At 71.6% G+C, this 25574-nt stretch carries 26 protein-coding genes and 2 pseudogenes; 9 read left to right on the top strand and 19 right to left on the bottom strand.

The annotated features are described in order from the left end of the window. Positions 1 to 33 precede the first annotated feature (33 nt). A complete protein-coding gene (locus ACFVWU_RS09530) occupies positions 34 to 519 on the bottom strand; it encodes a cysteine/serine endopeptidase inhibitor (RefSeq protein ID WP_387617486.1) in 486 nt (161 codons plus the stop codon). 281 nt (positions 520 to 800) lie between these two features. Between ACFVWU_RS09530 and ACFVWU_RS09525 the strand changes: the two genes are divergently transcribed. From ACFVWU_RS09525 to ACFVWU_RS09515, 3 genes are all read left to right on the top strand, one after another. Continuing rightward, positions 801 to 1004: a hypothetical protein gene (locus tag ACFVWU_RS09525; protein ID WP_387617485.1), complete on the top strand. Its 204-nt coding sequence runs from the start codon at positions 801 to 803 to the stop codon at positions 1002 to 1004. Between the two features lie 158 nt (positions 1005 to 1162). Further along, positions 1163 to 1816: a 4'-phosphopantetheinyl transferase gene (locus ACFVWU_RS09520; protein ID WP_387617483.1), complete on the top strand. Its 654-nt coding sequence runs from the start codon at positions 1163 to 1165 to the stop codon at positions 1814 to 1816. Positions 1817 to 1862: 46 nt separating this feature from the next. Next, positions 1863 to 2246, top strand: a complete 384-nt coding sequence (locus ACFVWU_RS09515) for a barstar family protein (protein WP_387617481.1) — start codon at positions 1863 to 1865, stop codon at positions 2244 to 2246. Positions 2247 to 2316: 70 nt separating this feature from the next. Here the strand turns inward: ACFVWU_RS09515 and ACFVWU_RS09510 are convergent, their stop codons facing one another. Next, the gene (locus ACFVWU_RS09510; RefSeq protein ID WP_387617479.1) at positions 2317 to 3228 is read right to left on the bottom strand and encodes a polysaccharide deacetylase family protein; all 912 of its coding nucleotides are present in this window, start codon (positions 3226 to 3228) and stop codon (positions 2317 to 2319) included. Between the two features lie 206 nt (positions 3229 to 3434). On the opposite strand from ACFVWU_RS09510, the pseudogene ACFVWU_RS09505 reads away from it, so the two are divergent. Next, positions 3435 to 5060: pseudogene (locus tag ACFVWU_RS09505) on the top strand (CehA/McbA family metallohydrolase). Between the two features lie 201 nt (positions 5061 to 5261). Then, positions 5262 to 5765 (top strand): hypothetical protein, encoded by a 504-nt coding sequence (locus ACFVWU_RS09500; RefSeq protein ID WP_387617477.1) that lies wholly within the window; start codon positions 5262 to 5264, stop codon positions 5763 to 5765. A gap of 13 nt (positions 5766 to 5778) precedes the next feature. On the opposite strand, the gene ACFVWU_RS09495 is transcribed toward ACFVWU_RS09500, so the two are convergent. Next, positions 5779 to 6288, bottom strand: coding sequence for a DinB family protein (locus tag ACFVWU_RS09495; protein ID WP_387617475.1), 510 nt, complete (start codon positions 6286 to 6288; stop codon positions 5779 to 5781). 239 nt (positions 6289 to 6527) lie between these two features. On the opposite strand from ACFVWU_RS09495, the gene ACFVWU_RS09490 reads away from it, so the two are divergent. Further along, the gene (locus ACFVWU_RS09490; RefSeq protein ID WP_387617473.1) at positions 6528 to 7340 is read left to right on the top strand and encodes a class I SAM-dependent methyltransferase; all 813 of its coding nucleotides are present in this window, start codon (positions 6528 to 6530) and stop codon (positions 7338 to 7340) included. A gap of 330 nt (positions 7341 to 7670) precedes the next feature. On the opposite strand, the gene ACFVWU_RS09485 is transcribed toward ACFVWU_RS09490, so the two are convergent. The 14 genes from ACFVWU_RS09485 to ACFVWU_RS09420 all read right to left on the bottom strand — a co-directional run bounded on the left by ACFVWU_RS09485 (position 7671) and on the right by ACFVWU_RS09420 (position 19050). After that, positions 7671 to 8072 (bottom strand): DMT family transporter, encoded by a 402-nt coding sequence (locus tag ACFVWU_RS09485; RefSeq protein ID WP_387617471.1) that lies wholly within the window; start codon positions 8070 to 8072, stop codon positions 7671 to 7673. A 45-nt stretch (positions 8073 to 8117) separates the two neighbouring features. Then, positions 8118 to 8438: a DMT family transporter gene (locus ACFVWU_RS09480; protein ID WP_387617469.1), complete on the bottom strand. Its 321-nt coding sequence runs from the start codon at positions 8436 to 8438 to the stop codon at positions 8118 to 8120. A gap of 278 nt (positions 8439 to 8716) precedes the next feature. Continuing rightward, complete coding sequence (locus tag ACFVWU_RS09475) at positions 8717 to 9376, bottom strand: DsbA family protein (protein ID WP_387617467.1); 660 nt, start codon at positions 9374 to 9376, stop codon at positions 8717 to 8719. Next, positions 9373 to 9861 carry a nucleoside deaminase gene (locus tag ACFVWU_RS09470; protein ID WP_387617465.1) on the bottom strand — a complete coding sequence of 163 codons (489 nt, stop codon included), beginning with the start codon at positions 9859 to 9861 and terminating at the stop codon, positions 9373 to 9375. Before ACFVWU_RS09470 ends, ACFVWU_RS09475 begins: the two co-directional genes overlap by 4 nt. A 295-nt stretch (positions 9862 to 10156) precedes the next feature. Continuing rightward, positions 10157 to 11377, bottom strand: a complete 1221-nt coding sequence (locus ACFVWU_RS09465) for an IS701 family transposase (protein ID WP_387617463.1) — start codon at positions 11375 to 11377, stop codon at positions 10157 to 10159. 363 nt (positions 11378 to 11740) lie between these two features. Beyond that, entirely contained in the window at positions 11741 to 12409 is a 669-nt protein-coding gene (locus ACFVWU_RS09460) for a TetR family transcriptional regulator (RefSeq protein WP_387617461.1), read from the bottom strand. 602 nt (positions 12410 to 13011) lie between these two features. Further along, entirely contained in the window at positions 13012 to 13284 is a 273-nt protein-coding gene (locus tag ACFVWU_RS09455; RefSeq protein ID WP_387617459.1) for a DUF6253 family protein, read from the bottom strand. Continuing rightward, entirely contained in the window at positions 13281 to 14090 is an 810-nt protein-coding gene (locus ACFVWU_RS09450; protein WP_387617457.1) for a maleate cis-trans isomerase, read from the bottom strand. Before ACFVWU_RS09450 ends, ACFVWU_RS09455 begins: the two co-directional genes overlap by 4 nt. Positions 14091 to 14098: 8 nt before the next feature. Next, positions 14099 to 14773 (bottom strand): transglutaminase family protein, encoded by a 675-nt coding sequence (locus ACFVWU_RS09445; RefSeq protein ID WP_387617455.1) that lies wholly within the window; start codon positions 14771 to 14773, stop codon positions 14099 to 14101. A 17-nt stretch (positions 14774 to 14790) separates the two neighbouring features. Continuing rightward, positions 14791 to 15909, bottom strand: coding sequence for an acyl-CoA dehydrogenase family protein (locus ACFVWU_RS09440; RefSeq protein WP_387617453.1), 1119 nt, complete (start codon positions 15907 to 15909; stop codon positions 14791 to 14793). A gap of 217 nt (positions 15910 to 16126) precedes the next feature. After that, positions 16127 to 16501, bottom strand: a complete 375-nt coding sequence (locus ACFVWU_RS09435) for an ectoine synthase (RefSeq protein WP_387617451.1) — start codon at positions 16499 to 16501, stop codon at positions 16127 to 16129. Positions 16502 to 16637: 136 nt separating this feature from the next. After that, on the bottom strand, positions 16638 to 16904 hold the full coding sequence (locus ACFVWU_RS09430) for a phosphopantetheine-binding protein (RefSeq protein ID WP_387617449.1): 267 nt from the start codon (positions 16902 to 16904) through the stop codon (positions 16638 to 16640). Beyond that, positions 16901 to 18370: an AMP-binding protein gene (locus ACFVWU_RS09425; RefSeq protein ID WP_387617448.1), complete on the bottom strand. Its 1470-nt coding sequence runs from the start codon at positions 18368 to 18370 to the stop codon at positions 16901 to 16903. Before ACFVWU_RS09425 ends, ACFVWU_RS09430 begins: the two co-directional genes overlap by 4 nt. 230 nt (positions 18371 to 18600) lie before the next feature. After that, on the bottom strand, positions 18601 to 19050 hold the full coding sequence (locus ACFVWU_RS09420; protein ID WP_380611378.1) for a MarR family winged helix-turn-helix transcriptional regulator: 450 nt from the start codon (positions 19048 to 19050) through the stop codon (positions 18601 to 18603). Between the two features lie 242 nt (positions 19051 to 19292). On the opposite strand from ACFVWU_RS09420, the gene ACFVWU_RS09415 reads away from it, so the two are divergent. Together ACFVWU_RS09415 and ACFVWU_RS09410 are read left to right on the top strand one after the other, a co-directional pair. Beyond that, complete coding sequence (locus ACFVWU_RS09415) at positions 19293 to 20288, top strand: FkbO/Hyg5 family chorismatase (protein WP_387617445.1); 996 nt, start codon at positions 19293 to 19295, stop codon at positions 20286 to 20288. Next, positions 20276 to 21043: pseudogene (locus tag ACFVWU_RS09410) on the top strand (LLM class flavin-dependent oxidoreductase); the annotation flags it as partial. The gene ACFVWU_RS09415 and the pseudogene ACFVWU_RS09410, both read left to right, overlap by 13 nt. Positions 21044 to 21122: 79 nt before the next feature. Here the strand turns inward: ACFVWU_RS09410 and ACFVWU_RS09405 are convergent. After that, positions 21123 to 22523, bottom strand: a complete 1401-nt coding sequence (locus tag ACFVWU_RS09405; RefSeq protein WP_387617443.1) for an RNA-guided endonuclease InsQ/TnpB family protein — start codon at positions 22521 to 22523, stop codon at positions 21123 to 21125. A 134-nt stretch (positions 22524 to 22657) separates the two neighbouring features. Here ACFVWU_RS09405 and ACFVWU_RS09400 point away from each other — a divergent pair, with 134 nt between their 5' ends. Continuing rightward, positions 22658 to 23950: an MFS transporter gene (locus ACFVWU_RS09400; protein ID WP_387617441.1), complete on the top strand. Its 1293-nt coding sequence runs from the start codon at positions 22658 to 22660 to the stop codon at positions 23948 to 23950. 213 nt (positions 23951 to 24163) lie between these two features. Here the strand turns inward: ACFVWU_RS09400 and ACFVWU_RS09395 are convergent, their stop codons facing one another. Continuing rightward, positions 24164 to 25477 carry an MFS transporter gene (locus tag ACFVWU_RS09395; RefSeq protein WP_387617439.1) on the bottom strand — a complete coding sequence of 438 codons (1314 nt, stop codon included), beginning with the start codon at positions 25475 to 25477 and terminating at the stop codon, positions 24164 to 24166. Between the last annotated feature and the right edge of the window lie 97 nt (positions 25478 to 25574).

The following is a 25574-nucleotide window of genomic DNA, read 5'->3' as shown; positions in this document are numbered from 1 at the left end:
CACGCGGGGACGGACCTCACGGCGTCGGGTGCCTCAGCCGATGGTCGAGCCGGTGATCGGCTCGGACAGCTCGACGGTCTTTCCGTTCAGCCCGGCCTTGACGAACTGCCAGGTGAGGCCGTTGATCACGCCCTTGTCGAGCGGGGCCAGCCTGGCGAAGGCGGGCTGGCTGAGGTCGATGTGGGTGGAGTCACAGGAGGGACACTGGTCCTTCACCGGGACGGTGACGGTCTTGCCCTGGTAGGTGACCTTGACCGAAATGCCCTTGCAGAGCGGGTCGTTGTTCGGGTTGGCGGAGGTCCACCAGGTGTGCGACACGGCGACCAGCAGCTGTGCGGACGCGTTGATCCGGGTGCCGCAGGCGCCGTAGCCGGCGTCGGTGTAGTAGGTGGCCTTGCCGGTCATGGGCTTGTTGATCGGTATCGCGGCGCCGGCGGAGCCGGCGGTGAGCGCGAGCAGAGCTGCGGCGGCGAGCGGAGCGCCCGCGAGGATCCTGAGGTTCTTGCCGATGGCGCGCATGGTTCGTTCCCTCCGGTTCGACGAAACCCCTGGAGGTCATGGGCATGACAGCAACAAGTCGCCGAATCGGCCGAGCAGTTCGACAACCCGCCCACCCCCGCGACCCCCCGGACGAAGGGAACGTATGCGCTCCACCTCGACATGGTCCAGACCTCTGTGATGTTGTCATGAACACAAGTCAAGGAGCTTTACCCATAGGGCCGAAGGGGCGAAGATACGTGACCGCTCCGCCGCCGAGGGTGTTGACAGGCCGTCACCCACCCCACCCGGAGGCCCGTCACATGCGCACCGCACTCGCCGCCCTGCTCCTCGGCGCCCTCCTGACCCCGGCGATCGCCGCGCCCTCGGCCGCCGCGCCCTCGACCATCGCGCCCCGCGAGGTGAACCAGGGCTACAGCATCCCGGTCGGCGGCGTGACCGACCTCGGCGCGCTGCCCGTGCTCGGCAGCCTCGGGCTGGACTTCGCCCGGCTGCTCGGGCAGTAGCCCTGACGGCAGGCCACCGGACGGTCGCCCGGGCGCCGCGCGAGGCGGGCGGGCCCCGGTCGGTGAAGATCGACGGGATCACCCGACCGGAGCCGCCCGCCCGGGTTACGCTCGTCCCGCGCGGCACCCGTCCGTGCGGCCGACCGAGGGGGGAACGCGTGATCGGGGACCTGCTGCCGGACGTCGTGGTGACCGTGGTGGCCTACGACGACCCGCCGGAGGCCCGGCTGGAGCCGGCCGAGGAGGCGGTGGTCGCCAAGGCCGTCGACAAGCGCCGGCGCGAGTTCACCACCGTCCGCCACTGCGCCCGTGCCGCCCTGGCCCGCCTGGGCGTCCCGTACCGCCCGCTCGTCCCGGGCCTGCGCGGAGCCCCGAGCTGGCCGGACGACGTGATCGGCAGCCTCACCCACTGCGACGGCTTCCGCGCGGCCGCCGTGGCCCGGGCCGGCGTCCTCGCCTCCGTCGGCATCGACGCCGAGCCCGCGCTGCCGCTCCCGGAGGGCGTGCTCGACGCCGTCGCCCTGCCCGTCGAACAGCAGCGGCTGGCCGAGCTCGCCGCCGAGCACCCGGACACCCCGTGGGACCGGATCCTGTTCAGCGCCAAGGAGTCGGTCTACAAGGCCTGGTTCCCGTTGACCGGGCTCTGGTTGGACTTCCACGAGGCCGAGCTCGACCTCTCCCCCGACGGCACCTTCTCCGCCCGGCTACTGGTCCCCGGCCCGGTGGTCGGCGACCGCCGGATCGAGGGCTTCGACGGCCGCTGGGCGGTGCGCGACGGGCTGCTCGCCACCGCGATCGCCGTCGAGCCGTAACCGCCCGTCGCCGCTCCGTTCGCCTCCCGGGCATATCCTCGACCGCGTGACGGTGACCTACGTGATCGACGGCAGCAGGATCCGCAACCTGGACGACTTCTGGGACGTGGTCGGGCAGGAGATGGGCGCGGACGGCTACTTCGGCCGCAACCTCGACGCCTTCGCCGACTGCCTGCGCGGCGGCTACGGCACGCCCGAGGACGGCGACTACGCCATCGAGTGGCGCGATCACGAGGTGTCCCGCCGCAACCTCGGCTACCCGGAGACGGTCCGCCAGCTGGAGCTGCGGCTCACCCGCTGCCACCCCACCAACCGCGAGCGCGTCTCCGCCGAACTGGACGCCGCCCGCGCGGGCAAGGGGCCGACGGTCTTCGACTGGCTGGTCCGGATCATCGAGGAGGAGCACCCGGACAGCCTCCGCCTGGCGTAGTCCCCGCCCCCACCACCGCGCGTCCGGTCGGCTCGCCCCGTCCGGCGGCCTCGCGTCCCGCACGGCGGCCTCACATCATGTCGGACAGCCGGACGAACCGCCGCCCCGCCGCCAGCAGCCCGGGCACCGCCGCCGCCACCCCAGGGGCGGTGCCACCGCCCGGGTGGTTCATGTGGCCGATGACGATCGCCCTGGGCGGGGCCGACGCCACCTCCCGCCGTACCTCGGCGGCGCTGAGCGTGGCCCCGCCGTCCCCGTTCACGGTGAAACCCGCGACGCGTTCGCCCAGGTCGGCGACCACCCGGGTGGCGACGTCGTCGTAGTGCGCGGTGCCGGAGCGGAAGAACCGGGGCGGGTGTCCGAGCAACTCGGTCAGCTTGTGGGCGTTGCCCGTCACCTCGTCGTACACCTCGCCGACGTCACCCGTCCCGGCGATGCCGTAGGCGGACCGGCCGGTCACCGAAAGCGGACGGTGGATGGTGCCGTGGTTGCCGATCTCGAACAGCGGATCGGCGGCGAGCTGCTCGAACACGTCCGGGTTGGCGTCGATCCAGCGGGCGTTCAGGAAGAGCGTGGCCGCGACGCCGCGCCCGCGCAGGAAGCCGATCAGCTCGGCGTCGTAGCCGTTCCCGCCGGGGCCACCACAGGCGTCGAAGGTCAGCGCCATCGCCGACTCGCCCTCGGGCAATTCGGTGATCACCCCGGCGACCTCCAGGCCCCAGTCGCGCGGGGCCGTGCCGCCGTACCGCTGAACCATCTGCGCCCGGGTCCGCTCCCGGGACGCCGCCGGGGGCACGGCGGACGGGGTCGCGGGCGGCGTCCCGATCGGCGCGACGCTCGGCGTCGCGGACGGCGTGCCCGCGGCGGAGACTGTCGCCGAGGCCGACGGCGAGGCCGGCCCCTCAGCCACCCGCCTGGTCCGGCACCCCGTCAGCGCGCCACCGGCCACCGCCGCCAGCAGCGCCCGCCGGCTCAGTGCCACACCGGCCTCCCGACCCATCGCCACCTGCCGTACCAACCGATCTCATGACCACGAACCGACCAATCGTCACTCCCCCCACTCTCCCCCGCCTCCGCCCGGAACCCCTTCACCGACCCGCCCCACCCCGGTGGGCCCCGCCTCATCCCCGGTTCACTCCCCGGGGTAGGCGAACGAACGGACCCGCCCACCCCAGCCCGGAGGCCCCGATGCCCGCCGACCCCACCGCCCCGCGCCACGACCGACACGGCGAACCCGAGGAACCCGTACAACCTGCCCACCCGGCACACCCCGCCCGCCGCGACCTGCTCCGCACCGGCCTCGCCACCGGCGCCGCCACCGCCCTCGGCCTCGCCGCCGCCACCGGCCCGGCGGCCGCGGCCCCGAACCGGGCTGACCAGGCCGACCGGACCCTCATCCTCACCGGCCACCTCCCCACCGGCTGCCCCGACTTCGTCTACCTCCCGGTCGAAGTCCCCGACGGCGTCCGCGAGATCGCCGTCTCCTACGGCTACGACAAGCCGCAGGTCCCGGCCGGCACGCCCGGCAACTCCTGCGACATCGGCATCTTCGACGAGCGCGGCACCGACCTCGGCGGGGACGGCTTCCGCGGCTGGTCCGGCGGCTTCCGCACCGAGTTCGCGATCGCCCGCGACACCGCCACCCCCGGCTACCTCCCCGGCCCGGTCAACCCGGGCACCTGACACATCGCCCTGGGCCCGTACCAGGTGGCCCCGCAGGGCCTGGACTACCGCGTCCAGGTCACCCTCCGGTTCGGCGCACCCGGAGCGGAGTTCACCCCGCGCTACCCGCCGGAGCGGGCCCGCGGCCGCGGCCGCGCCTGGTACCGGGGCGACTGCCACCTGCACACCGTCCACTCCGACGGGCGGCGCCTACCCGAGGAGGTGGCGGCCGGGGCCCGCGCGGCCGGCCTGGACTTCATCGTCTCCACCGACCACAACACCAGCTCCTCGCACGCCGTTTGGGGTCCGCTGTCCGGCCCGGACCTGCTGATCCTGCCGGGCGAGGAGATCACCACCCGCAACGGCCACTGGCTGGCCCTCGGCCTGGAGGCCGGCCGGTTCGTCGACTGGCGCTACCGCTCCCGCGACGAGGAGTACCCGCGCTTCGTCCGCCAGGTCCACCGCTCCGGCGGCCTGGTGGTGCCCGCGCACCCGTACTGCCCGTACGTCGCCTGCCAGTGGAAGTTCGGCTACGAGCAGGCCGACGCCGTCGAGGTGTGGAACGGGCCCTGGACGTACGACGACGAGTCGGCCGTGGACACCTGGGACTCCCGGCTCGCCGTCGCCCTGCGCGGCGGCCGCTCCTGGCTGCCCGCGATGGGCAACAGCGACGCGCACAGCGCCCCCCAGGTGATCGGCCTCCCGCACAACGTCGTCCTCGCCGAGGACCTCACCCGGGACGCCGTCCTCGACGGCCTGCGCGCCGGGCGCAGCTGGCTCGCCGAGTCCGTCACCGTCCGGCTGGACTTCACCGTCACCGGGAACGGCCGCCAGGCCGGCATCGGCGAGGAGCTGACCGTCCCGGCCGACGCCCCGCTGGACGTCCGGCTCACCGTCTCCGGGGTGCCCGGCGGTACGGTCCGCTTCCTCACCGACGAGGGGCAGATGCACCAGGAGTCGCTGCCCGCCGACGGCTCCGGCACGGTGCTCTGGCGCACCACCGCCTCGCTGGCCGCCTACGTCCGCGCCGAGGTACGCCACCCGAAGGCGGACGGCACCCCGGGCAAGGGCAACTCGATGGGCGAGGACCTGCCCTGGGGTCCGATGGCGGCCCTCACCAACCCGATCGTGCTGCGGGTCGACGAGCACTGACCACCTCGGGCCCCCGCCCGCGGACCGGGAGGGGGGACGACTCGGGGCATCCGTGTGGACTAGGTTGATCCCCGAAACGCATCAGTCGTAGGGACGAGGCGATCGGCTGTCCGCATCCGGGCCGACCGGCGTCTTCGCACTCCGACCGCCTCGCCCCGGCTACTACCCGTCCGTCCCCGGCCCGCGAAGGGATCAGCAGCTGTGAACCGTACGACCGTAGGTGGGCCGGAGCTCGGGGGCGGCCGGGGCGCCGGAGGTGTCCTGGTCCTCGTCGACCCGACCGGGGCCGGGGACAGCCCGGTCGCGGGGCTGCTCGCACAGGAGCTGCACCCGAGCGTCCACCTGCGGACGGACGACTTCCTGCGGGTCGTCCGCAACGGCCGGATCCCGCTCCACCTCCCCGAGGCCGAGCGCCAGAACGCCACCGCCCTCGCGGCCGCCGCCCAGGCCGCCTTCGCCTACGCCACCGGCGGCTACCAGGTCATCGTCGAGTGCCCGGCCACCCCGCCCACCCTCGCCACCTTCCGCCGCGAGAGCCGCACCACCGGCGCCGCCCTCCACTACGTCGTCCTCACCACCACCCCGCCCGCCCCCGACGCCCCCGCCAGCCGCCACACCTTCGACACCTCCGACCTCACCCCCGAAACCACCGTCAAGTCCCTCCTCACCGTCCTCACCGCCCGCACCCACCTGCTCGGCTGGTAGGACGGGCCGGCGGCTACGCGCCGACCACGCCGTCGATGGCCTCGCGCAGGAAGTCGGCGTGGCCGTTGTGGCGGGCGTACTCGTGGATGAGGTGGAGCATGACCAGGCGCAGCGACACCTCGGCCTCCCAGCGGGGCTGGTAGCCGGTGACGTCGAGGGAGGGGGCGGCGAGTTCGATGCGGCGGGAGTGCTCGACCTCGGCCTGCCAGGCGGCGAAGGCCTCGGAACGGGTGGCATCGGTGACGTCGTAGGCCACCTGGTAGTCGCCGTCCTCGGACCAGACCAGCGGGATGTCCTCGCCGTTGATCACCTTGCGGAACCAGGTCCGCTCGACCTCGGCCAGGTGGCGGACCAACCCGAGCAGGCTCAGCGTGGACGGCGGGCTGGAGCGCTGCCGCAACTGTTCGTCGGTGAGGCCCTCGCACTTCATGGCGAGGGTCGCCCGGTGGAAGTCCAGGAAGCCGCGCAGCATCTCGCGCTCGCCCCCGGTCAGCGCCGGTACGGGTCGGTTGTCGGTGTTCATCGGTCGCCCCTCCTGTTCGTCGGTGATCACCGGTGATCACCGTGGAATCCCGGCGGACTGTAGCGAATCGACCACCCGGCCGACCACCGATTACCCGGCCGACCGGCGAACTCCGAACTCCGAACTCCGAACCGCGAACTCCTGCCGTCACGTACCGTGTTCACGCCGCCACAGGTTTGGGTACGTACCTCGGCGCGCCCGACGGCCGGGTGCCCATCGAGCAGGAGACCCAGCGGCCCATGGACCACAACCACATCCCGCCGACGGTGCGCCGGAAGTACGGCACCGACGATCTGTCCCAAGCTGCCGCCTTCGCCGGCGGCTTCCTCAACTTCGGCGACTGGCAAGGGATCGACCTCACCGCCGCCACCCCCGACGACCGGGTGCGCAGCCAGGAGCAGCTCTACCGACGGGTGCTGCGCGCCTTCCCCGATCCACGCGGGCAGCTGCGGCTGGCGGAGGTCGGCTGCGGGCGCGGGCTCGGCGCGGCGCTGGCGCTACGGGAGTTCCGCTTCGCGACGGTGACGGGTGTGGACATCCATCCGGACCAGATCGAGCGCGCCCGCGCCGTCAACGCCAAGGCCCTGGCCACCTACCCCGACCGGCTCGTCTACACCCTCGGTTCGGCCGACGAACTCCCGTTCCCCGACGACTCCTTGGACGGCGTCTACTCCGTCGAGGCCGCCCAGCACTTCCGCGAGCTCCCGAGCTTCACCGCCGAGGCCGCCCGCGTCCTGCGCCCCGGCGGCCGACTGGTGGTCACCACCTACTTCACCGCCCCGGGGGCCGACGTCGCCGAGCGCCTCAAGATCCTGCTCGCCGGCTTCGCCGAAGGTCTCGACGTCGCCCACCCCCTCGACGACTTCATCACCGACCTGACGGAGGCCGGCTTCACCACCGTCACCACCGAGTCCATCGGCCCGGACGTCTGGCCGGGCCTCGACCGCCACCTCGCCGAGGCCGTCCCACCCGGCCACTGGACCCGCCACTTCCTCACCGCCTGGCGCGACGGCCTGCTCGACTACCACCTCGTCACCGCCGACCGCTCCTGAGCCGTACCGGACGGCGCCCCGGCCGGAGCGCGGCCGAGCCGTGCGGGGTGGTCCAGTCGGACAGGGCCGCGCCGCCTGCCCGGGAGGCGCCGGTCCGCACCACGCACGGACGGGCCCGCCCCGGGCTTCGAGGCCTTCGACTCCCCACGGCACAGGGCAGGGCCTCCCGGTTCCCCGGCGGGCTTCGAAACCCGCCGGGCCACCGAGAGGCCCTGCCGTGACGCCCCGGCCGCCCCGCGACCACCCGACCGCGACCCGACCGGGAGCCGGCCCGATCGGCGCGCCTCAGGAGCGGCACCGCGACGGCTTCCCGCAACGGGGCGACACCCGTCAGACGTCCGCGGTCTGGACCTCCCGCGGCGCGGCCGCGGCCTCGGCGGTCTTCGCCGGCCGGTCGGCGAGCTTGAGCCAGATGACTCCGACGATGATGACGGCCAGCCACACGGCCTGGACCGCGGTGAGGGTCTCGTCGAAGATGACGGGGCCCAGCAGTGCCGCGCCGACGGACCCGATTCCCGCCCAGACGGCGTAGCCGATGCTGACCTCGATGGTCCGCAGCGCGGCGCTCAGCGCCCAGAGCGTCAGCAGGAAGAAGACGACGGCGACCAATGACCACGTCAGGCGGGTGAAGCCGTGGCTGCCACCGACGGAGAGGGCGTAGCCGACTTCGAAGCCGCCGGCGAGGAGGAGCATGATCCAGGAATTGGCCGAGGTGCGTCCGGTGTTGGACATGTGCACGAGTCCTTTCGGGAGATGAGTCGGGTGGGGGCGGGATTCTCAGGCGGCGCCGCTGAGCTGGAGGCCGACGACGCCGGCGATGATGACGGCGATGCCGACGGCCTTGCGCCAGTTCAGGCGCTGGCCGAAGAGCAGCGCGCCGAGGAGGGTGATGCCGATACCGGCGACGGAGGTCCAGATGGCGTAGCCGACGCCCACGTTGAAGGTGAGGAGCGCCTTGCTGAGGAAGTAGGTGCCGAGGGCGCCGGTGATCAGGGTCGCGGCGGTCCACGGGCGGTTCTTGAAGCCTTCGGCCTTACCGGCCGCGATGGCGACGGCGATCTCGAAGATGTCCGCGATCGCGAGGTAGAACCACTGCATGGGGGGTCCTTTCGTTCATTGAAGGTCGGCGTTGCACGGGGGACAGTCCGCCGTCCCGCGATCCGCTGTACCGGCGGAGGGGGGCGGGAACGACGAAGCGCTGCTCCGCCTGGACGTCGTCCGGCGGTGAAGGGGGTGGGGCCGTCCGACTCGTGGTCGGTCGGTACGGCCGGGCGGGCGCGCTCCGGCGTCGCCCGCGGCTGTGCACGGCCGGGGTCGAACGGCGTCAGTGCCGTTCCGTCGGCCGGTCGGTGTGGAAGCCCGATCCTCGGGTCAGGTCAGCACCCGTCGATTCCGCAGGCGGGAGCGTCTCCGGCGACCGCCTGTTCGGCCTGGGCGTCGAGCACGGCCTTGCGGATCTGGGCCACGGTGGGCACGCCTTCGATGCGGTGGCGCCCGTCGATGATGATCGTGGGAGCGACGGAGATGCGGAAGGCCTCGGCGGTCCGCAGCGCGTCCTGGTGGGCCGCGGTGTAGGTGCCGGCGGTCAGCGCCGCGGTGAAGTCGTCGCCGTCGAGCCCGAGTTCGGACGCGATGTCGGCGAGGACCTCCGTGCGGCCGATGTCCCGGTTCTCCTGGAAGAAGGCCCGCAGGACGCGCGGGGTGTACTCCGCGGCCCTGCCGTGCTCGGCCGCGTACTGGTAGCCCTCGAAGGCCAGCCGGGTGTAGGGCTGGGGGGAGACCGTGGGCAGGGTGATGTCCACGCCCATCCGTCGGGCCATCGGGTAGACCGCGCGCTCCCAGATGGCCGGCAGGTACGGGTCCTCCGGGCGCAGCGTCGGGGTGGGGTGGGGCCGCAGTTCGAACGGCATCCACTCGATCTCGACGTCGAGGTCGCGGGTGGCCTCGTGCAGCGGACCCTCGGCGAGCATGCAGAACGGACAGACGTAGTCCGACCAGACCCTGACGCCGATGGTGCCGGTGGTCTTCTCGGTCATGGCCGCCCCTGTTCCATCGCGAGGAACTCCTCGAACGGCTTCGTCCCTTCCGGGATCTGCAGCAAGGTCACCTTGACCGGCCAGGTCTCCGGATCCTCGGCGAAGATCGAGTACGAGTTGGTGTAGTCGAAGCCGTACCGCGCGGCCGTCTTGCGGTCGACCACGTTGACGATGTGGGTGACGTTGAAGTACAGCGAGGCCATGTAGCACAGGGCGCACGGCTCGCCGGAGGCGATCAGGGTGGCCCCGGCGGTGGCGTGCAGTCCGTACTTGGCGGCGGCCTCGCGCAGTGCGGTCACCTCGGCGTGCGCGGTGGGGTCGTTGTCCTCGCGCACCCGGTTGACGCCGGTGCCGAGGATCCGGCCGCGGTTGACCACCACGCCGGAGAACGGGATGCCGCCCTTGGCGACGTGCTCGCGGCTGATCCGTACCGCCTCACGGGCGTACTCGGTCAGCTCGCTCTCTGAAAGCTCGGAATAACGCAACGCTGCTCCCCCGCTCAGACCGCGGCCGGGGTGTGGGCAGTGGGCGCCGTGACATCAGGCATGGAGTCCCCAGTAGTTGCTTGTATGTACATGTTCTTTGAGCCCGCAAGAGACTTGAGCGAGCAGATAGAGCTTGCATGAACATACATCTTGCTGTCAATCGCTACTACTCAGAACATTGCCCGATGCCTGGTCATCGGGGTGCGGGGTGACGGTCCGGCACGCGAGCACCGGACCGACCGACCAGCGAAGCCCACCACCGCGAAGCCCGCCACCGCGGGGCCGGACGACAGCCTCAGACCGCGACCGGATAGCTCAGGGCATTGTCCTGCGTCCACAGCGCGCGGGGCCCGAGCGGCGGCCTGGCCCGGCCGTCGCCTCCCGCGCCGAGGCCGGGACGGGCGTTCTGCCGGTCGGGGTCGGCCGCCAGGCGGCTGTAGGTGAAGGCGGCCGAGACCAGCGCCATGTGGTGGTGCCAGCCCGGAAACGAGCGACCCTCGAAGTCCCTGAGGCCGAAGCCCCGTTGGAGCAGATCGACGGTCTCACCGGTCGCCGGGTGCCGCTCCGCGTACTCCAGGAGCTCGTCGACCGGCCGGTGCGCCATATTGGTGATCCACAGCTGTCCCGGCCCCGCCGGGTGCCCGTCGGGCCGGGTGAACAGGCGGAACGGCTGGGGCCGTTGGTCGGCCGCGACAGCGCCGGGAATCTGGACCAGAGCGTCACGAACGGGCCCCCGCCCCGGTCTCACGCCGCCGGGGCGGACCTCCGCGCTCCGGTCGCTCAGCACCCGGGCGGCCGCCGTCACCGGTCGGCGGGAACCGGAGGCGTGGGGTTCGAGCGGGGCGAGCGGGAAGCCGTCGGGGATCGCCACGACGAAGTCCAGCCGGCGCTTGATCAGTCCGTCCAGGAGCCGGCGCGAGTCCATGTAGCCGTCGAGGTCGACGACGACCGGGACGGGGTCGTACTGCGAACGCTGTACCATCGCGTCGAGCACGTAGAGGAGTTGGCTCTCGGTCGAGGCCGTGGCCGTCTGTGGGACACGGGCCCGCTCGCGCAGGGGGCCCTGGGCCCACGGCTCGGGCAGGAACAAGCACCAGCCCACGGGAAACTCACCCGCGTCGGTCGACATGAAGACCGCCGCCCCCACTTGGCAGTTGACGGTCCGTCCGGTGTGTGGGATGAATCGGCGGTGCACTCCGCACGATTTCTCACCGCGCTTGGGCAGGACGACAGGGGCGGCCGTCCACGCCCGGGGCCGGACACGGCCCTCGACCCACTGGCGCAACTGGTCGCACACCGGCTCCCACTCCCAGGGACTCTCGTTGATGAACTGGTGCAGAGCCTGCGATGCCGTCGGGGAGTCGCTCGCCACGGCCGCGAGCCGGCGGATGGACTTCTTGCCGGGCGTGCTGAGAAGGCCTTGGACATATGCGTGGGCCCACCTGCGCTGGTCGGCCCGACGCAAGTGTCCGAAGAGCTGGTCAGTGAACAGGGCGACGGAGTCCCATCCCCTCATAGTTTCCCCTCCCGTGTTGCGGCTGCGGGCTTTCACACAGACGCATCCACAATAAAGAATGAGCACTATTTTTTTCTGGGGGAAAGGGTTTCCTGCCGCCACTTCGCCAACTCCGCACGCACCATGGCGTGAACCCGCCGGGTCGGATCCGAGGGCGGGAGCGGCCAGGCCTCGCAACGGGTGATGTCACGGAGTTGCGCCTGCGACTCGGCTTCCGCGGAACGCCGGAACGCCGGAACGCCCACGAACGGTGGTCGTCGAGCTCGATTTCGCGCACGGTCCGGGCGCACGGGAGCGCGCGGGTCGACGTCGAAGGTCACACGACAGGGCGCGTCCCGGCCGGGCGACCGGAGTGCCGTTCGATCACCCGTCGTTCCGCCCGGACCCCTTCCGGGATTCGCCGTGCGAGAGGGGCGGCGCGGGCATCCGATCGTGCTCGCGGGGGTCGCGCTCGCGGTCCGGTCGGGCACTGAAGCCCGCGGCGGCCCGCTGCCACAGCTGGCCGAGCTCGTGCTCCACGGCCCGCACCGGGTGGCCGGAGCGCAGCCGCGCCTCGGCCCCGGCCAGCAGGTAGGCGACCAGCAGCTCGATGTCGGCGAGCTCCGCGTCGGTGGTGCCGCCGGCCCGGGCCAGGTCGAGGGCGTGCAGCAGGGTGGGACGCCAGGCCTCCTCCCAGGTGGGCTGGGAACCGGGGCACTCGTACGCGAGTCGCATGGCCGCATGGGCCCGGACGTCCTGGTTCAGGAAGGCGGCCAGTGACTGGGTGAGCCGGCTGACCGCGGTCAGCCCCGGCGTCGTGAGCTGCTGCACCTCGTGCAGCGCCGAACGGACCGCTGACGCACCGGCCTCGACGACCGCGAGCGCCAGGTCCTCCTTGGTCAGGAAGTGGAAGGTCAACGCCCCCGAGGTGACGCCGGCGGATTGGCTGATGCGCGCCAGAGTGGCGCCGGTGTAACCGTGCCGGGCGAACTGTTCGGCCGCGGCGTCGATCAGGGCGGCCCGGGTCTGCTCCGCGCGCGCCTGCCTCAGCACAGCGGCGCGCTCCGGTACCGCGTGACGGGCGCGGCCGCCGACCGCCGGGCGTCCTGGGGACTTCGTGTGAGTTGCATAGCCCCTCCGACTGGTTCGTGTACCTGCCCCGCGACGACGCGGCAAGCATACCCCGGCCCGCCCGGGGCCTGACGCGTCATCGAATCCCCGTTCGCCCGGCCGGCACCGGCTGCGTCCGTCTCCGCTCGCGTTGGAGTCCGACCGTGCGCTCGGACGCCGGAGGACCGGGGCACGTGGGCCCACGGGGCGTGGGGCCCGGCCGTGCCGAACCGCACCGACCGGGGCGAGGAACGTCGTTCGCGTCCGGACTGATCGCGCGCGACGTCACCTCGCCTCGCCCCGGGGTGCGGTGGATCCGACCCACCCGCCGAAGCGCCGGGTGCGCGGCGCCCCGGCACATGGCGGGGTCTTCCATTCGGACCGGCGGCGAATACCCGTCGAACGGATTCCGAATAGGGGTAAGCGGGTTGAATACCGGCAGCCGGGAGAAAGGGGGGAGCCGCCGGATCCCGTTATGAGCGTGGGGAGTTCACAAGGGGGCCCGACAACCCGCACTTGCCTGCGCCTTTACGAGCGCGCGGACGTCACCTCAGGGCCGACAGGTGCGTACCGTCCGGCCGGCCGTCCACCGCCGCAGCGTCGAAGGCGGGCGGGGCCTCGTGTCGACACGCACTGCGCCGGCAGTCGTACTGGAGGAAGTTCCGCAGCTGGTCCGTCCGCCGCAGATGGCCCTTGACCAGGACCATGCCGTACATGTGGTCCCCGTCCTCCCGCCAGCAGATCAGCGGGATGCGGTAGGTGTCGCCCTCCGGGGTCCCGAAGACGGCCTCGTAGCCGTGTGCGTCCAGCAGGGTCACGAATGGTCGTCCTTCGGGGTCGTGGCGAACAGGTGCCCGTACTCGGTGATGCCGTGGGCGGTGGCCGCGGCACCGGCGAGGTGGAGGGCGTGCCAGAGGATCACCTGGTTCGCGGTGACGACGTTGAAGCCGAGCTCGTCCTCCAGGGCCTTGATGGTGCCGACCGCCCGGATGCCGTTGCCGGCGACGAGGACGGCCTCGGGCCGGTGGGCGGCCACCGTGGTGCGGATCCACGCCGACAGGTTCTCGGGCGTGATGGCCTTCTGGTTGGAGGGCAGGCCGCAGGGGCCGTGGTAGACGACGTCGTAGCCGAACTCGCCGAAGTAGTCGGCTCCCTGGCCCGAGAGGGTGTCGTCGAACCACGGCGGGTTGACCACCGCGATCCGGCGGGCGCCCAGCGCGTCGAACGCGGCGCGCGCGGCCCTGGTCGTGCCGGTGATCGGCAGCCCCCGGGTGACGGGCAGCAGCCGCTCGTACAACTCCCGCTCGCCCTGCGCCTTCAAGGCGTAACTGGAGGAGGTGAAGCCGAGGGTCAGCGCGTGCAGCGGGGAGGCCGCGAGCAGCTCCACGGCGTTGTCCAGGTACGGGGCCTGGACGAAGGCCAGGATCGGGTCGTGCGGGATCTTCTCGTCCATCTCACCGCCCGGGCGCATGGCGGCGAAGTGGATGCGCGAACCGTGGATGGACACGGAGGCGGGGGCGACGGCCTGCAGTTCGGCCTCCGGGCCCACATCGGCATGCGGCACGACGACGCCGATGCGGGTCGAGGCGTCCCATCCGTCGACGGGCGAGGGCGTACTGGTCATGGAGACTCCTACCGGGTGAGCGTGGATTCGTCGGCCAGGCGGCCGCCTCGGACGGTGCCGGTGCCGCCGGCGTCGAGGAACCTGGGGTGCTTGCGGCGCATCGCTTCGAGGACGAAGTCGTAGGGGACGTCGTCGAAGGAACCGTGGTCGGTGAGGAACTCCATGGCGCCGCCCCCCTCGTGGGGGTGGTAGAGGCTGTCGCTGAGCCCGTCGAACTCCAGGGCCCGCATGCCGTACAGCTTGCAGAGCAGCTTGTTGAACACCGGCGTGGCCTTGACCCACTTGCCCTCCAGGTGGACCTGGGTGAGCCCGTGGAAGAACACGTCGCCGCCGATGTGCTCCAGGAGGCGGGGCGAGGCGAGGTGGTTGCGCACGTCGCCGTACACCAGGCGGGAGGGGACGCCCAGGGCGCGCACGGCGGCCGCGTACAGCGCGGACTTGTGCAGACAGAAGCCGGACTTGGTGGTGGCGGTGTGCGAGGCCTTGAGGCCCTCCCGGGACAGCGGGGCGCCGTAGACCTCGTAGTCGACGCCGTCGCGCACCGCGTAGTACAGCTCGATCGCGTTGGTCCGCCGGTCCGCGGAGCGGTCCTTGACGGCGTGGTCGATGAAGGCCTGCACCTCGTCGGTCTCGTAGTCGAGGAATTCGGTGGGGCGCGTGAGGTGGTCCAGCTGGTCGGTCATGTCGGGATTCCTGTCGCTCAGAGTCCGAGGAGCATGGCGATGCGGTTGCGCTGGATCTCGGAGGTTCCGGAGTAGATCGTTCCGGCGATCGAGTTGCGCAGGTCGCGCTCGATGCCGTGCTCGGTGAGCACGCCGCGGCCGCCGTGGATCTGCACCGCGTCCAGCGCGGTCTGCACGTTGGCCTCCGACACGACGGTCTTGGTGGCCGCGAGGTCGAGCGAGGCGTCCTCGTTGCGTTCGACCTTGGCGCCGGTGTCGGTGAGCCACTTGCGGGCCGTCTCCACCCGGATCTTCATGTCCGCGATCTTGTGGGAGATGCCCTGGTAGGAGCTGATGGGCCGGCCGAACTGGCGGCGCTCCTTGGCGAAGGCGATGGTCTCCTCCAGGCGCCGGGTCATCTCGCCCAGGGTGATGGAGAAGCCGAAGAGGACCTCGCGCTTCATCACGTAGTCCAGGACCCGGAAGCCGGCGCCCTCCTGCCCGACCCGCCGGCTGACCGGGACGCGCAGCTCGTCGAAGGCGAGCGTGCCGATCGGGCTGGTGCGCAGACCGATCTTGTCCATCGAGGGGCCCACGGTCAGGCCGGGGCTGCCGGCCTCGACGAGCAGGGTGGTGAGGCCGAAGGGGCCCGGCTTGCCGGTGCGGACGTACAGCAGGAACAGGTCGGCGACCGGGGCGTTGGTGATGAACATCTTGTCGCCGCTGACCACATAGTGGTCGCCGTCACGGCGGGCGACGGTCGCCAGGTTCATCGCGTCCGACCCGCCGGACTGCTCGGTGATCGCGTGCGCGGTGATGGCCTCACCGGACATGATCCTCGGCAGGTACTTCTCCTTCAGTTCCTGGCTGCCGAACCGCTGCAGGGGCGTGCCCACGGACACGATCTGCGTCGAGGCGGAGAAGGAGAGGCCGGCGTCGTTGGAGGTGTGGCCCAGACCCTCCAGCGCGCGCATGGTTTCGGTGAGGCTGTGGCCGGCGCCGCCGAACTCCGGCGCGAACGGGACGCGCAGCAGGCCGGTCTCCTGGAGCGTCTTCCACTTCTCGTGGGGGAAGACGCCCGCCGCGTCCAGCTCGCGGGTACCGGCGTTGAGCTGCTCGGCCCACGGGGCGGTGAGGTGAAAGAGGTCATCGGTCACGGGAGATCCTGGGGTCCCTTTCAACGGTGTATCGGGGCGGGTGCGGATCGGGGAAACAGTGGATCGAGGTGAGGCCATGACGACGTTCCATGGCCCGGCCGACGGCCACGCGCTCGCACGCCCACGCGGCGTGACATGGCCCGGCCCCGACCCGAAGCCCGCCGGGGAGCGGGCTTCGGGCCGGGACTGGTGGACTGGCGGCCGGTGGGGCGGCGGCTCAGTACTGGGAGAACCCGTCCTCGGACAGGGTGTGCTTCTCGTCGCCGTTGATCGGCGGGTTGAAGATCGACACCAGGTGGAGGTCCTCGTCGGCGGAGGCCACCAGGTAGTGCGGGTCGTGCTGGTTGAGGACGTAGATGGTGCCGGGGACGATCTTGTGGCGGGTGCCGTCCTTCTCCACGACCTCGCCGGAGCCACCGATGCAGTAGCAGGCCTCCAGGTGGTGGCGGTACTGCAGGGCGCTCGAAGTGCCCTTGCGCACGAGGGTGTCCGCGACGGCGAAGCCCATGCCGTCGATCTTGGTGAGGAGTCGGTAGCTCAGGCCGTTGCCCCACTCGACAGGGGCGACGTCATCGAGGCTGCGGGTGAACATCTCTCTGGTTCTCCTTCGGGATCGGGTTGTGCGGCGGTGAGGTGCGGTCGGTCGGGCGGGACGGCTCAGTCGTCGGACGGGACGCTGTGCGGTCGGCCGGACCGGGCGGAGCGGTCGGAGCGGTCGGACCGGTCGGTCAGGCGGCCGCGGCCGGGCGGTGCTCCGCGATCATGGCGACGATGGCGTCGAGGGTTCGGAAGTCGTCCGGGCCAAAGTCGATGTCGTCGACCGGGATCTGATAGGCGGAGGTGAGGTGCCCGAGCATCTTCACCAGGCCGAGACTGTCGATGACTCCGGAGTCGAGCAGGTCGTAGTCGCCGGTGAGGTCCGAGACGTCCTCCCCGGCCAGGAACTGGGCCACGACGTAGGCGCGGACCTCAGTGGCGATGGCTGTGGTGCTCATGCGTCGCTCTCCTTCAGGCGGTTCTGCTTGATCAGGTTTCGGTCGGGCTTGCCCGTCGAGGTGCGGGGCAGCGGAGCGGCGGTGAGGTGCACCGACGCCGGGATGGCGTGCCGCGGCAGCTGCCGGCCCAGGTGGGTGCGCAGTCGGAGACTGGTGAGGCCGCTGCCCGGGCGGTGGGTGACGTGGGCGTGCAGGCGGACGCCGGCCTGCGGGTCCGGCAGCGGCACGACCACGGCCTCCGCGACGTCCGGGTGGGCCGTGATCACGTTCTCCACCTCCTGCAGGTTCGTGCGGACGCCCCGGACTTTCACGTGCCAGTCCGCGCGCCCTTCGAGGAAGTACAGGCCCTCGGTGGTGCGGGTGACGATGTCGCCGGTGCGGTAGAAGACCCGGCCCTCCAGGTGTGTGAACACCGCGTCGTTCAGGTCCCGGCGCAGGTAGCCGCTGGTCTGGAACGGCGTGGACACCAGGAGTTCGCCGGTGCCGGCCGAGGCGAGGGCTTCGCCCTCGGCGTTGACGACCAGGGCATCGGTGCCGCGGATGGGAAGGCCGATGGGCATCGGGCCGTCCACGGCGGTGGGATCGACGCGGTGGATGAAGGAGTCGTTGGTCTCCGTGCAGCCGAACACGTTGTGGAACGCGGCCCGGGGGAAGGCCGGCGCGACACGCCGCAGCAGGTCGGCCGGCATCCGGTCGCCGGTGAAGATCGCGTGACGTACGGCGGCGAAGGTGTCGCCGTTCTCCAGGAGCAGGCGGTACATCATCGGCACGCCCTGGACGAAGGTGACGTCGTGCCGGGCGGCCAGCGCGGCCAGGTGCGCGGCGTCGGTCGCCCGCTGCTGCTCCACCAGGACGACGCACGCTCCGAGCTGGAGGAAGGTCCAGACATCGAGCAGGGCGAGGTCGAAGTTGAGGGGTGCGTACGACAGCGCGGTCTCGTCGGGCGTCAGGGCGAACTCGCCGACGGCCCAGTCGGTGAAGGCGTCGAACCCGGCGGTCTCGATCGGAACGATCTTGGGGGTACCGGTCGAACCCGAGGTGGTCAGCAGCAACCGGGTCCGGGCCGGATCCGGCACCGCGAATCCCTCCGCCTCGCCCTCGTCCGCCGGCACCGGCGCCGCGGTGAGTTCGCCGTCGGCGGTGGCGGTGAGCAGGTGGGAGACCCGCGCCTGGTGTGCCAGGCGCTCCAGCGCGGCGCCGCCCAGGTCCGGGGAGGGGGCGAGGGCGATGTGGCCCTCGTGGAAGACGGCCAGCAGCAGCGCGACGGTCTGCGGGTTCTTGTGCGCCGGCACGCAGACGGTGCTGCCTGCCGGGAGGTTCAGCTGCGACAGATGACCGCGCAGACTCCGGGTCAGGTCGTTCAGCCGGCCGTAGGTGACGGCCTGGTCGTTGAAGTGGAGCGCGATGTGGTGGGGCCGGTCCTCGCCGTGGGCGGCGACGGTCTCGGCCAGGAGGGACGATGGCACGGCGGGATTCCTCGCGGTCGGCTCAGCCGCCGGCAACAGGTACCGATCGACTGTTCGAATCGTGCGGTGTCGAGGTTGACGGTACCTGGGCAAGTGCATGCTTGGTCAAGCATGCACTTGGCGAAGTGGGTGTGACGCAGGACACCGCAGTTGCATGTCCAAGCAAAAACCCCGAACGCGAAGTGCGTTCGGGGCTGAGGTCGGAACGGGGCCGGCCGAGCCGGCGCGGGTCAGACCTGGGTCGCGCGGAGGGCCTGGACCGTGGGGCCCAGCTCGGGGTCGGCGGTGAAGGTGTTCAGCGCGGACGACAGGACCTCCGCGTAGGTGGCGCGCGCGGCCTGGTAGCGCTGGCGCCCCTCGTCCGTGATGACCGCGTAGACGCCGCGCTTGTCCGACGGACACAGGTCCTTGAAGGCGAAGCCGGCCGTTTCGAGGCGGCCCACCAGGCGCGTCACCGACGACTGCCCCAGACCGACCTTGTCGGCCAGGTCCTGCATGCGCAGCTCGCTCGTCTTGGAGTGGTGCAGGTGCTCCAGCGAGCGGTACTCCGAGAGCCCGATCCCGTGCCGCCGCTGAAGGGCCAGGGCCAGTTCGCGCTCCACGTACGCGTGGAGCGCGAGCACCCGGTTCCATGCGGCCTGATCGGAGGTGCGTAGGGGCGCGTGGGATGAAGTTGCCATAGGTGCCTCCGTTGCAAGGGTGTTGCTTGACAGAAGAGTACATGCGCATGCAAGATCCTGGCGCCCCAGAGTTTGCTTTTTCGAAGATTTACGGGCCAAGGCTGGTTGCACGTACAAGCAATCTCTTCGATGGACGCACCGCCCACAAGCCTCAGGCGACCAACGGCTTCAACCGCGCCGGCTCGTGCTCCATCCGCCCGCCGACCACGGCACCGCCCACCGCATCGAAGGACGCCGCCGACATGAGCATCCGCGCCCATTTCACCCCGATCGATCAGTCACCCCACCCGGAGCGGGACCGCCACGTCCTGGCCACGGTGACCTACGGCGACATCGCCGGCCTCAGCCGCTTCCAGCACGGCCACCCCGACCTGACCATTCCGATGGCCGTCACCGGTGGCGACGCCTTCCGCGAGGTGTGGACCGTGGCGGACCGGCCGCGCTGGGTCCTGCGCGAGGACAACGCCTACGCCCACGACGGCCGCCACCTCTTCGTCGCCGGGCTCCTCCCGGAACAGGACGTCTACACGCCCCCGGTGCGCGCCCTCTACGAGAAGGCCTTCGCCCTGGTCAACCACCTCGACTACGGCCACATCTTCCGGATGTGGAACTTCGTCGGCGACATCGTCGGCACCAACGCCGAGGGCATGGAGGTCTACCAGGACTTCGTCCAGGGCCGCGCCCAGGCGTTCCACACCTACATGGGGGACAGCACCGCCCAGCTCCCCGCCGCCACCGGAATCGGCACCCAGGGCCGCGGCATCGCCTTCTTCCTGCTGGCGACGAGAAGAGGAGTGCCCCGGCACATGGAGAACAGCCGGCAGACGTCCGCCTACCACTACCCCGACCAGTACGGCCCCAAGTCGCCGAGCTTCGCCCGGGCCACCGTCCTGGACGACACGCTCTACGTCTCCGGTACCGCGTCCATCCTCGGCCACGAGACCGTCCACCACGGCGACGTGCGGGCCCAGACCCGGGAAACCCTCGACAACATCGCCCACCTGATCTCCCGCGAGAACCTCGCCCCCCAGGGCATCGACGCGGGCCACGACCTGAAAGACCTCCGAATGATCAAGGCATACGTACGACATGAGGGCGATATTCCGGCGGTACGCGCGGTCTGTGAAGAGAAACTTGGTCTTGGCGTTGAGGTGAAGTACCTCAACGTCGCCGTCTGCCGCGACGACCTCCTCGTCGAGATCGAGGGCCTCGTCCCCGCTCGGGGGTGGGACCTGTGACCGACCTCAAGGTGGGCATCGTCCTCCCCGGACGCGAATGCGTCATCGACGAGGGCCCCTACCCCGCCAACCTCGCCTCCATCGCCGCCCTGGCCGAGGAGTCCGGCTTCGACTCCATCTGGGCCGGCGAATCCCCCCTCGCCCGCTCGCGGATGAACCCGCTGCTCGCCCTCGCCGCGGCCGCCACCGCCACCGAACGCCTCCAGCTGGGCACCGCCGTCCTCATGCCGCTGCGCCCTCCCGTCCACCTGGCGCACGAACTGGCCTGCCTCGACCGGATCTCCGGCGGTCGGCTCGTCGCCGGCATCGGATCCGGCTTCGCCTCCCCCGCGACGGAACGCGAATTCGCCAACTACGGGCTGGACTTCACCACCCGCTTCGGGCGGATGCGGGAGACCGTCGAGATCTGCCAGGCCCTGTGGGCCGCCCGCGGCGAGCCCGTCTCGTACGAGGGACAGCACTACCGGCTCCAGGACGCGGCCCTGCTGCCCCTGCCGCACCAGCCGCAGGGCCCCCCGCTGTGGATCGCCCACTCCGGGCCCAAGATGCTGCGGCGGGCGGGGCAGCACTTCGACGGCTGGATGCCCACCTCCACCACCCCCGAGAAGTACGGCGAAGGCTGGGACCAGGTCGACGCCGCCCGCCAGGAGGCGGGCCGCCCCGCCGACGCCGTCACCGGCGCCGTCTACCTCTCCGTCGCGGTCAACCGCGACCGCCAGCGGGCCGAGGACACCCTGTGGTCCTACTTCGACGCCTACTACGGCCTCCCCCTCACCACCATGCGCACCACCCAGGGGATCTTCGGCGGAACCCCGCAGGAGGTCGCCGACTGGCTCAACCGGTACATCGAGAACGGCGCCCGCCACCTGATCCTGCGCCTTCCCACCGACGAACTGACGGAGGCCGGCTACCGCACCGCGCTCCAGCGGACCGCGCAGGAACTGCTCCCGATCCTCCGCAGCCTTTGACATCCTCCCCGTCCTGATGGACGGGGATTCCTCCCGCTCCTGCGGCACGGTCGCCCGTGGTCCGCTGGTCGCCGAGGCGGGTTCCCCGTTCGACGGGCCGCGCCTGGCATGGGATCGCCACGCCAGGACTTGCCGGCCCTCCAGGGGCGTTTAGCCTGTCCGCCTGCCCGGCGGCCAGGATGTTCCGAGCAGCATTGAGGTCACGGTCATGCCACACACCACACGCCCCGCAGACCCACTCGCGGACCGCGAGCGGCTTGGGCCCGTCACGGTGCCCGCACTCCGAGCAGAGCTGGGAGGACGGGAACGCGCGGTGCACGATGCCGATGTGGCGCCCGTACCGGACTGCCTTCTCCTCCAGCAGTCGCCGGAAGGTGGACCATCCGGCATCGTGAGCGGACTTGGCCACGCGGCCTCGGGCGAGGCCGTGCACGTTCAGATCCTCCAGGTACACCGCTTGGGTTTCACGGATGATCCTGGTGGTCTGCTTGTGCAGCCAGTCCATGCGGGCGTCGGCCACCTTGGCATGGGCCTTGGCGACCTTGATGCGGGCCTTCGCCCGGTTCTTCGAGCCCTTGGCCTTGCGGGACAGCTCCCGCTGCGCGGCCTTCAGACGCTTCTCCGCCTTGCGGAGGAAGCGAGGGTTGTCAATCATGCTGCCGTCGGAGAGGACGGCGTAGGTGGTCAGCCCGAGGTCGATGCCGATCTCGGCATCGACCTCGGGCAGGTGGTTCGGTTCGACGTCCACGACGAAGCTGGCGTGGCACCGCCCGGACGGGTCCAGAAGGATCGTCACGGACGACGGGTCAGCGGGCAGTGCCCGAGACCACTTCACCCGCACGTCGCCGATCTTCGCCAGGTTCAGCTTCCCGTTGCCCCGGATGCGGAACCCGTTGCGGGTGAACCGCAGGCTCTGCCGGGTGTCGCGCTTCGACTTGAACCGGGGCAAGCCTACCGGGCGCCCCTGCCGCTTGCCGGACACCGAGTCGAAGAAGTTCCGGTACGCGGTGTCCAGATCCCGAAGGGACTGGATCAGCGGATCCACCCCGACCGAGGCAAGCCACGCCCGCTCCGGGGTCTTCTTCGCCGCCGTGATCACGGACTTCTGCAAGTCCGTGGACTTCGGGTACGGCAGGCCACCCTTGCGGGCTTCCTTCCGCACCGAAAGAGCGTCGTTGTACACCACCCGAGCACACCCGAACGTCCGCGCCAGCGAAACACGCTGACCCTCCGTCGGGTAGAGGCGATAGGAGTACCTCAGATGCACACAAACAACCTACCGGCAGGCACTGACAACGACTCATGTCAGTACCTCCGGAGATCGCTCCGCTGCTTCGCGGCTCCGATCCAAGGAGCCATTCCTCCCCGGCCTGAAGGCCGGGGCATCCAGGGAGACCAAAGGTGAACCGCGAAACGCAGGCGCCGGCCTGGGCGGTGTGGGCGGCGGCCTGGCCGATCACCGCCGTGTTCATGCTGTCCAACATCCCCACCCCGCTGCTCGGCGTCTGGCAGGAACGCATCGGCTTCTCCACCGGCACCGAGACCGTCATCTTCGCCGCCTACATCGGCGGCCTGCTCCTCGCCCTGCCCTTCACCGGGGCCCTGGCCGACCGGTACGGCACCCGCCGCGTCCTGGTCCCCGCCCTGGCGGCCGGCCTGATGTCCTGTGCCCTGTTCATGACGGCCACCCACGTCCTCGCCCTGATCGTCGCGCGACTGCTCACCGGTGTGGCAGTCGGCGCGGCGCTCTCGGCCGGGACCGCGGCGGTCGCCCACGTCGGAGGGCCCGAGCGGCGCCCGCAGGCGGTCCTCGCCGGGTCGGTGGCCATCGGCACCGGCCTGGCGACCGGCCCCCTGCTCGGCGGCAGCGTCTCCCAGTACTGGGCGGCCCCCACGGTGACCGTGTTCGTCCTCGAAGGCGTCCTGCTCCTGACCGCCCTGGCGGTCGTCCACACCCTCCACCTGCCAGCCGCGCCGGCCTCCCGGGAGGCGCCCACCGCGGGATGGCTGCGCCTGCCGTCGGTCCCCCGCGCCAACCGCCGCGGCCTGGCCACCAGCCTGATGGCCTACATCCCCGGCATGACGGGCACCTCCCTCCTGCTCGCCCTGGGTCCGATCCTGCTCGGCTCGCTCCTGCACACCGGCAACCGCCTGATGACGGGCGGGATCGGCTTCATGATGTTCGGAGCGTCCACCGGCATCCAGTTCGCGATCAAGAAGCTGCCGCTCGGGCGCATCCTCACCATCGCGGGCGTCGTCACCGGGATCGCCATGCTCGCCACCGCCACCGCCGTCCGCACCCACTCCCTCGCCCTGCTGTCCGTCGCGGCGATCCTCGCGGGCATCGGCCAGGGCATGGGCCAGTACGGCGGCTTCTCCCGCCTGGGAACCGAGGTCACCCCCACCCGCCTCGCCGAGGCCAACGCGGCGCTCAGCGCGGGCGGCTACCTGTTCGCCGGCATCCTGCCCATCCTCACCGGCTACCTGAGCGACGCCACCGGAATCGCCACCTCCTCCACGGTGTTCGCGGCCCTCACCGGCGCCGCGGCACTCACGGGATCGCTGCTGGTGAACTCGACCCGCGTGCGGACACCCCGGCCCACCGGGGGCACGGCGGACGCCCCACCGACGGCGGCCACCGCCTCCGGCTCAGCCCAGCTCACGCCCAACCGCCCTTCCCACTCCGGGAGATGACCTCCACCCGGGCCCGACCCGGCACGCCTCCCCAACGGCGCGCCCCCACCGGGGGCAGCCGACCGAGCAGGTCGACGGCGGCTTCGCCGGCCCCGCGAACGGCGCCCGCCGTCGTCCGAGGGGCCGGCCCCGGCGGTTCGACGACGAGGCGCCGGTCCCGTCGCGAGGCCGGAAGTCGGCGCCCCAGCGCCGAACGCGGGGCGTCGAGCCGGGTCATCCCACGCCCACCGGGACGCGTTCCGGCGCCGCCACCGCCGCCAGCCGTCGCAGGCTCGCCCGACGCTGGACCACACTCAGGCCGGTGGAGGCGACTCCCAGAGCCAGCCAGCCGACCGGGCCGGCCACCATCACCGCGCCGGTCAGCAGCATCGGGCCCACCGACCTCTGCACCGACTGGGACATCCCCGCCACCCCCAGGTACGAGGCCCGGGCACGCGGCGGCGCCAGGCTGACCGCCAGCTCCCAGGAGCTGACCGAGCGCATCAGCTCCGCCAGTGTGACCAGCGCCGCGGCGGCCAGCAGGGCGATCGTGGCGGTCCAGGGGCCGCCGCCGGTCGAGAGCGCGATCAGCACGCAGGTCGCGAGCAGCAGCACCCCGTACCAGCCCACCGCCGTGGTCGCCCCGCGCGGGCGCTCGGCCCAGGCGGAGACGCGCATCTGCAGCAGCACCACGAGCACGGTGTTGAGGGTCAGGAAGACCGGGACGACGGCGTGCGGGGCGTCGGTGTGGTGGATGAGCCAGAGCGGCAGGCCGACGTTGAGGATCGAGTCGTCCAGGCACATCGGCAGGTCCAGCAGGACGAACAGCAGGTAGCCGCGGTCCCGCCAGGGGCTCGGCGCGGCGGACGGCTCGCCCGCCGGCGGCCCACCGGCCGTCGATCCGGCAGCCGCTCCGTCCACCGACTCGGCGGCAGCCGTCACCAGCCCGCGCCCGTCCGGCTCCTCGGTGCGCCAGATCATCGTCGCGGCCAGGACGTACGAGAGCGCGTTGGCCACGATCAGCGCGCGGTAGGCGGTCGTGGTGCCCACCGCCAGGCCGACCGCCGCGATGCCCGCGCCGACCGCGTACCCGGCGTTGGCCACGCTGCGGAACAGCGCCTGGTACGTGCCGCGCCGCTCACCCGCGACCCGGGTGGCGAAGAGCATCTCCAGGGTCTTGGCGCCCCGTTCGGCCAGGCAGGTCAGGGCGACGACCACCAGCAGCGCGGCGTAGTGGTCGACCACCAGCAGCAGGCCCATCGTCCCCAGCCGCAGCAGGTGGCATCCGATCAGGAGCCCGCGCACCGGCAGCCGCTCGGCCGCCCGCCCGGCCAGCGGCGACCCGGCGATCCCCGCCACCGCGCCGACCCCGAGCAGCAGCCCGAGCCGGCCCGCGTCCATCCCGCAGACGTAGGTGAAGTACAGCACCGAGGCCGCCGCCCAGACTCCGGTCCCGGTCCGGTCCACGCCCCCTGCCAGCAGCATGATCCGCGCGTCCCGCCCACCCGGCGGCCGCCGCAGCTGCGCCAACAGTCCGTTCCCCCGCATGCGCAGGTCCCCCGTTTCACGATCACCATCAATCTCGACGTCAAGATACTTCATATCGAGAGACATGGGGAACCCTCGACGGCCGGCGCCTCCGGCG

The sequence above is a fragment of the Kitasatospora sp. NPDC058190 genome (assembly GCF_042883685.1).
Taxonomy (GTDB): Bacteria; Actinomycetota; Actinomycetes; order Streptomycetales; family Streptomycetaceae; genus Kitasatospora.
This window is presented reverse-complemented; position numbering and strand designations above follow the sequence as displayed.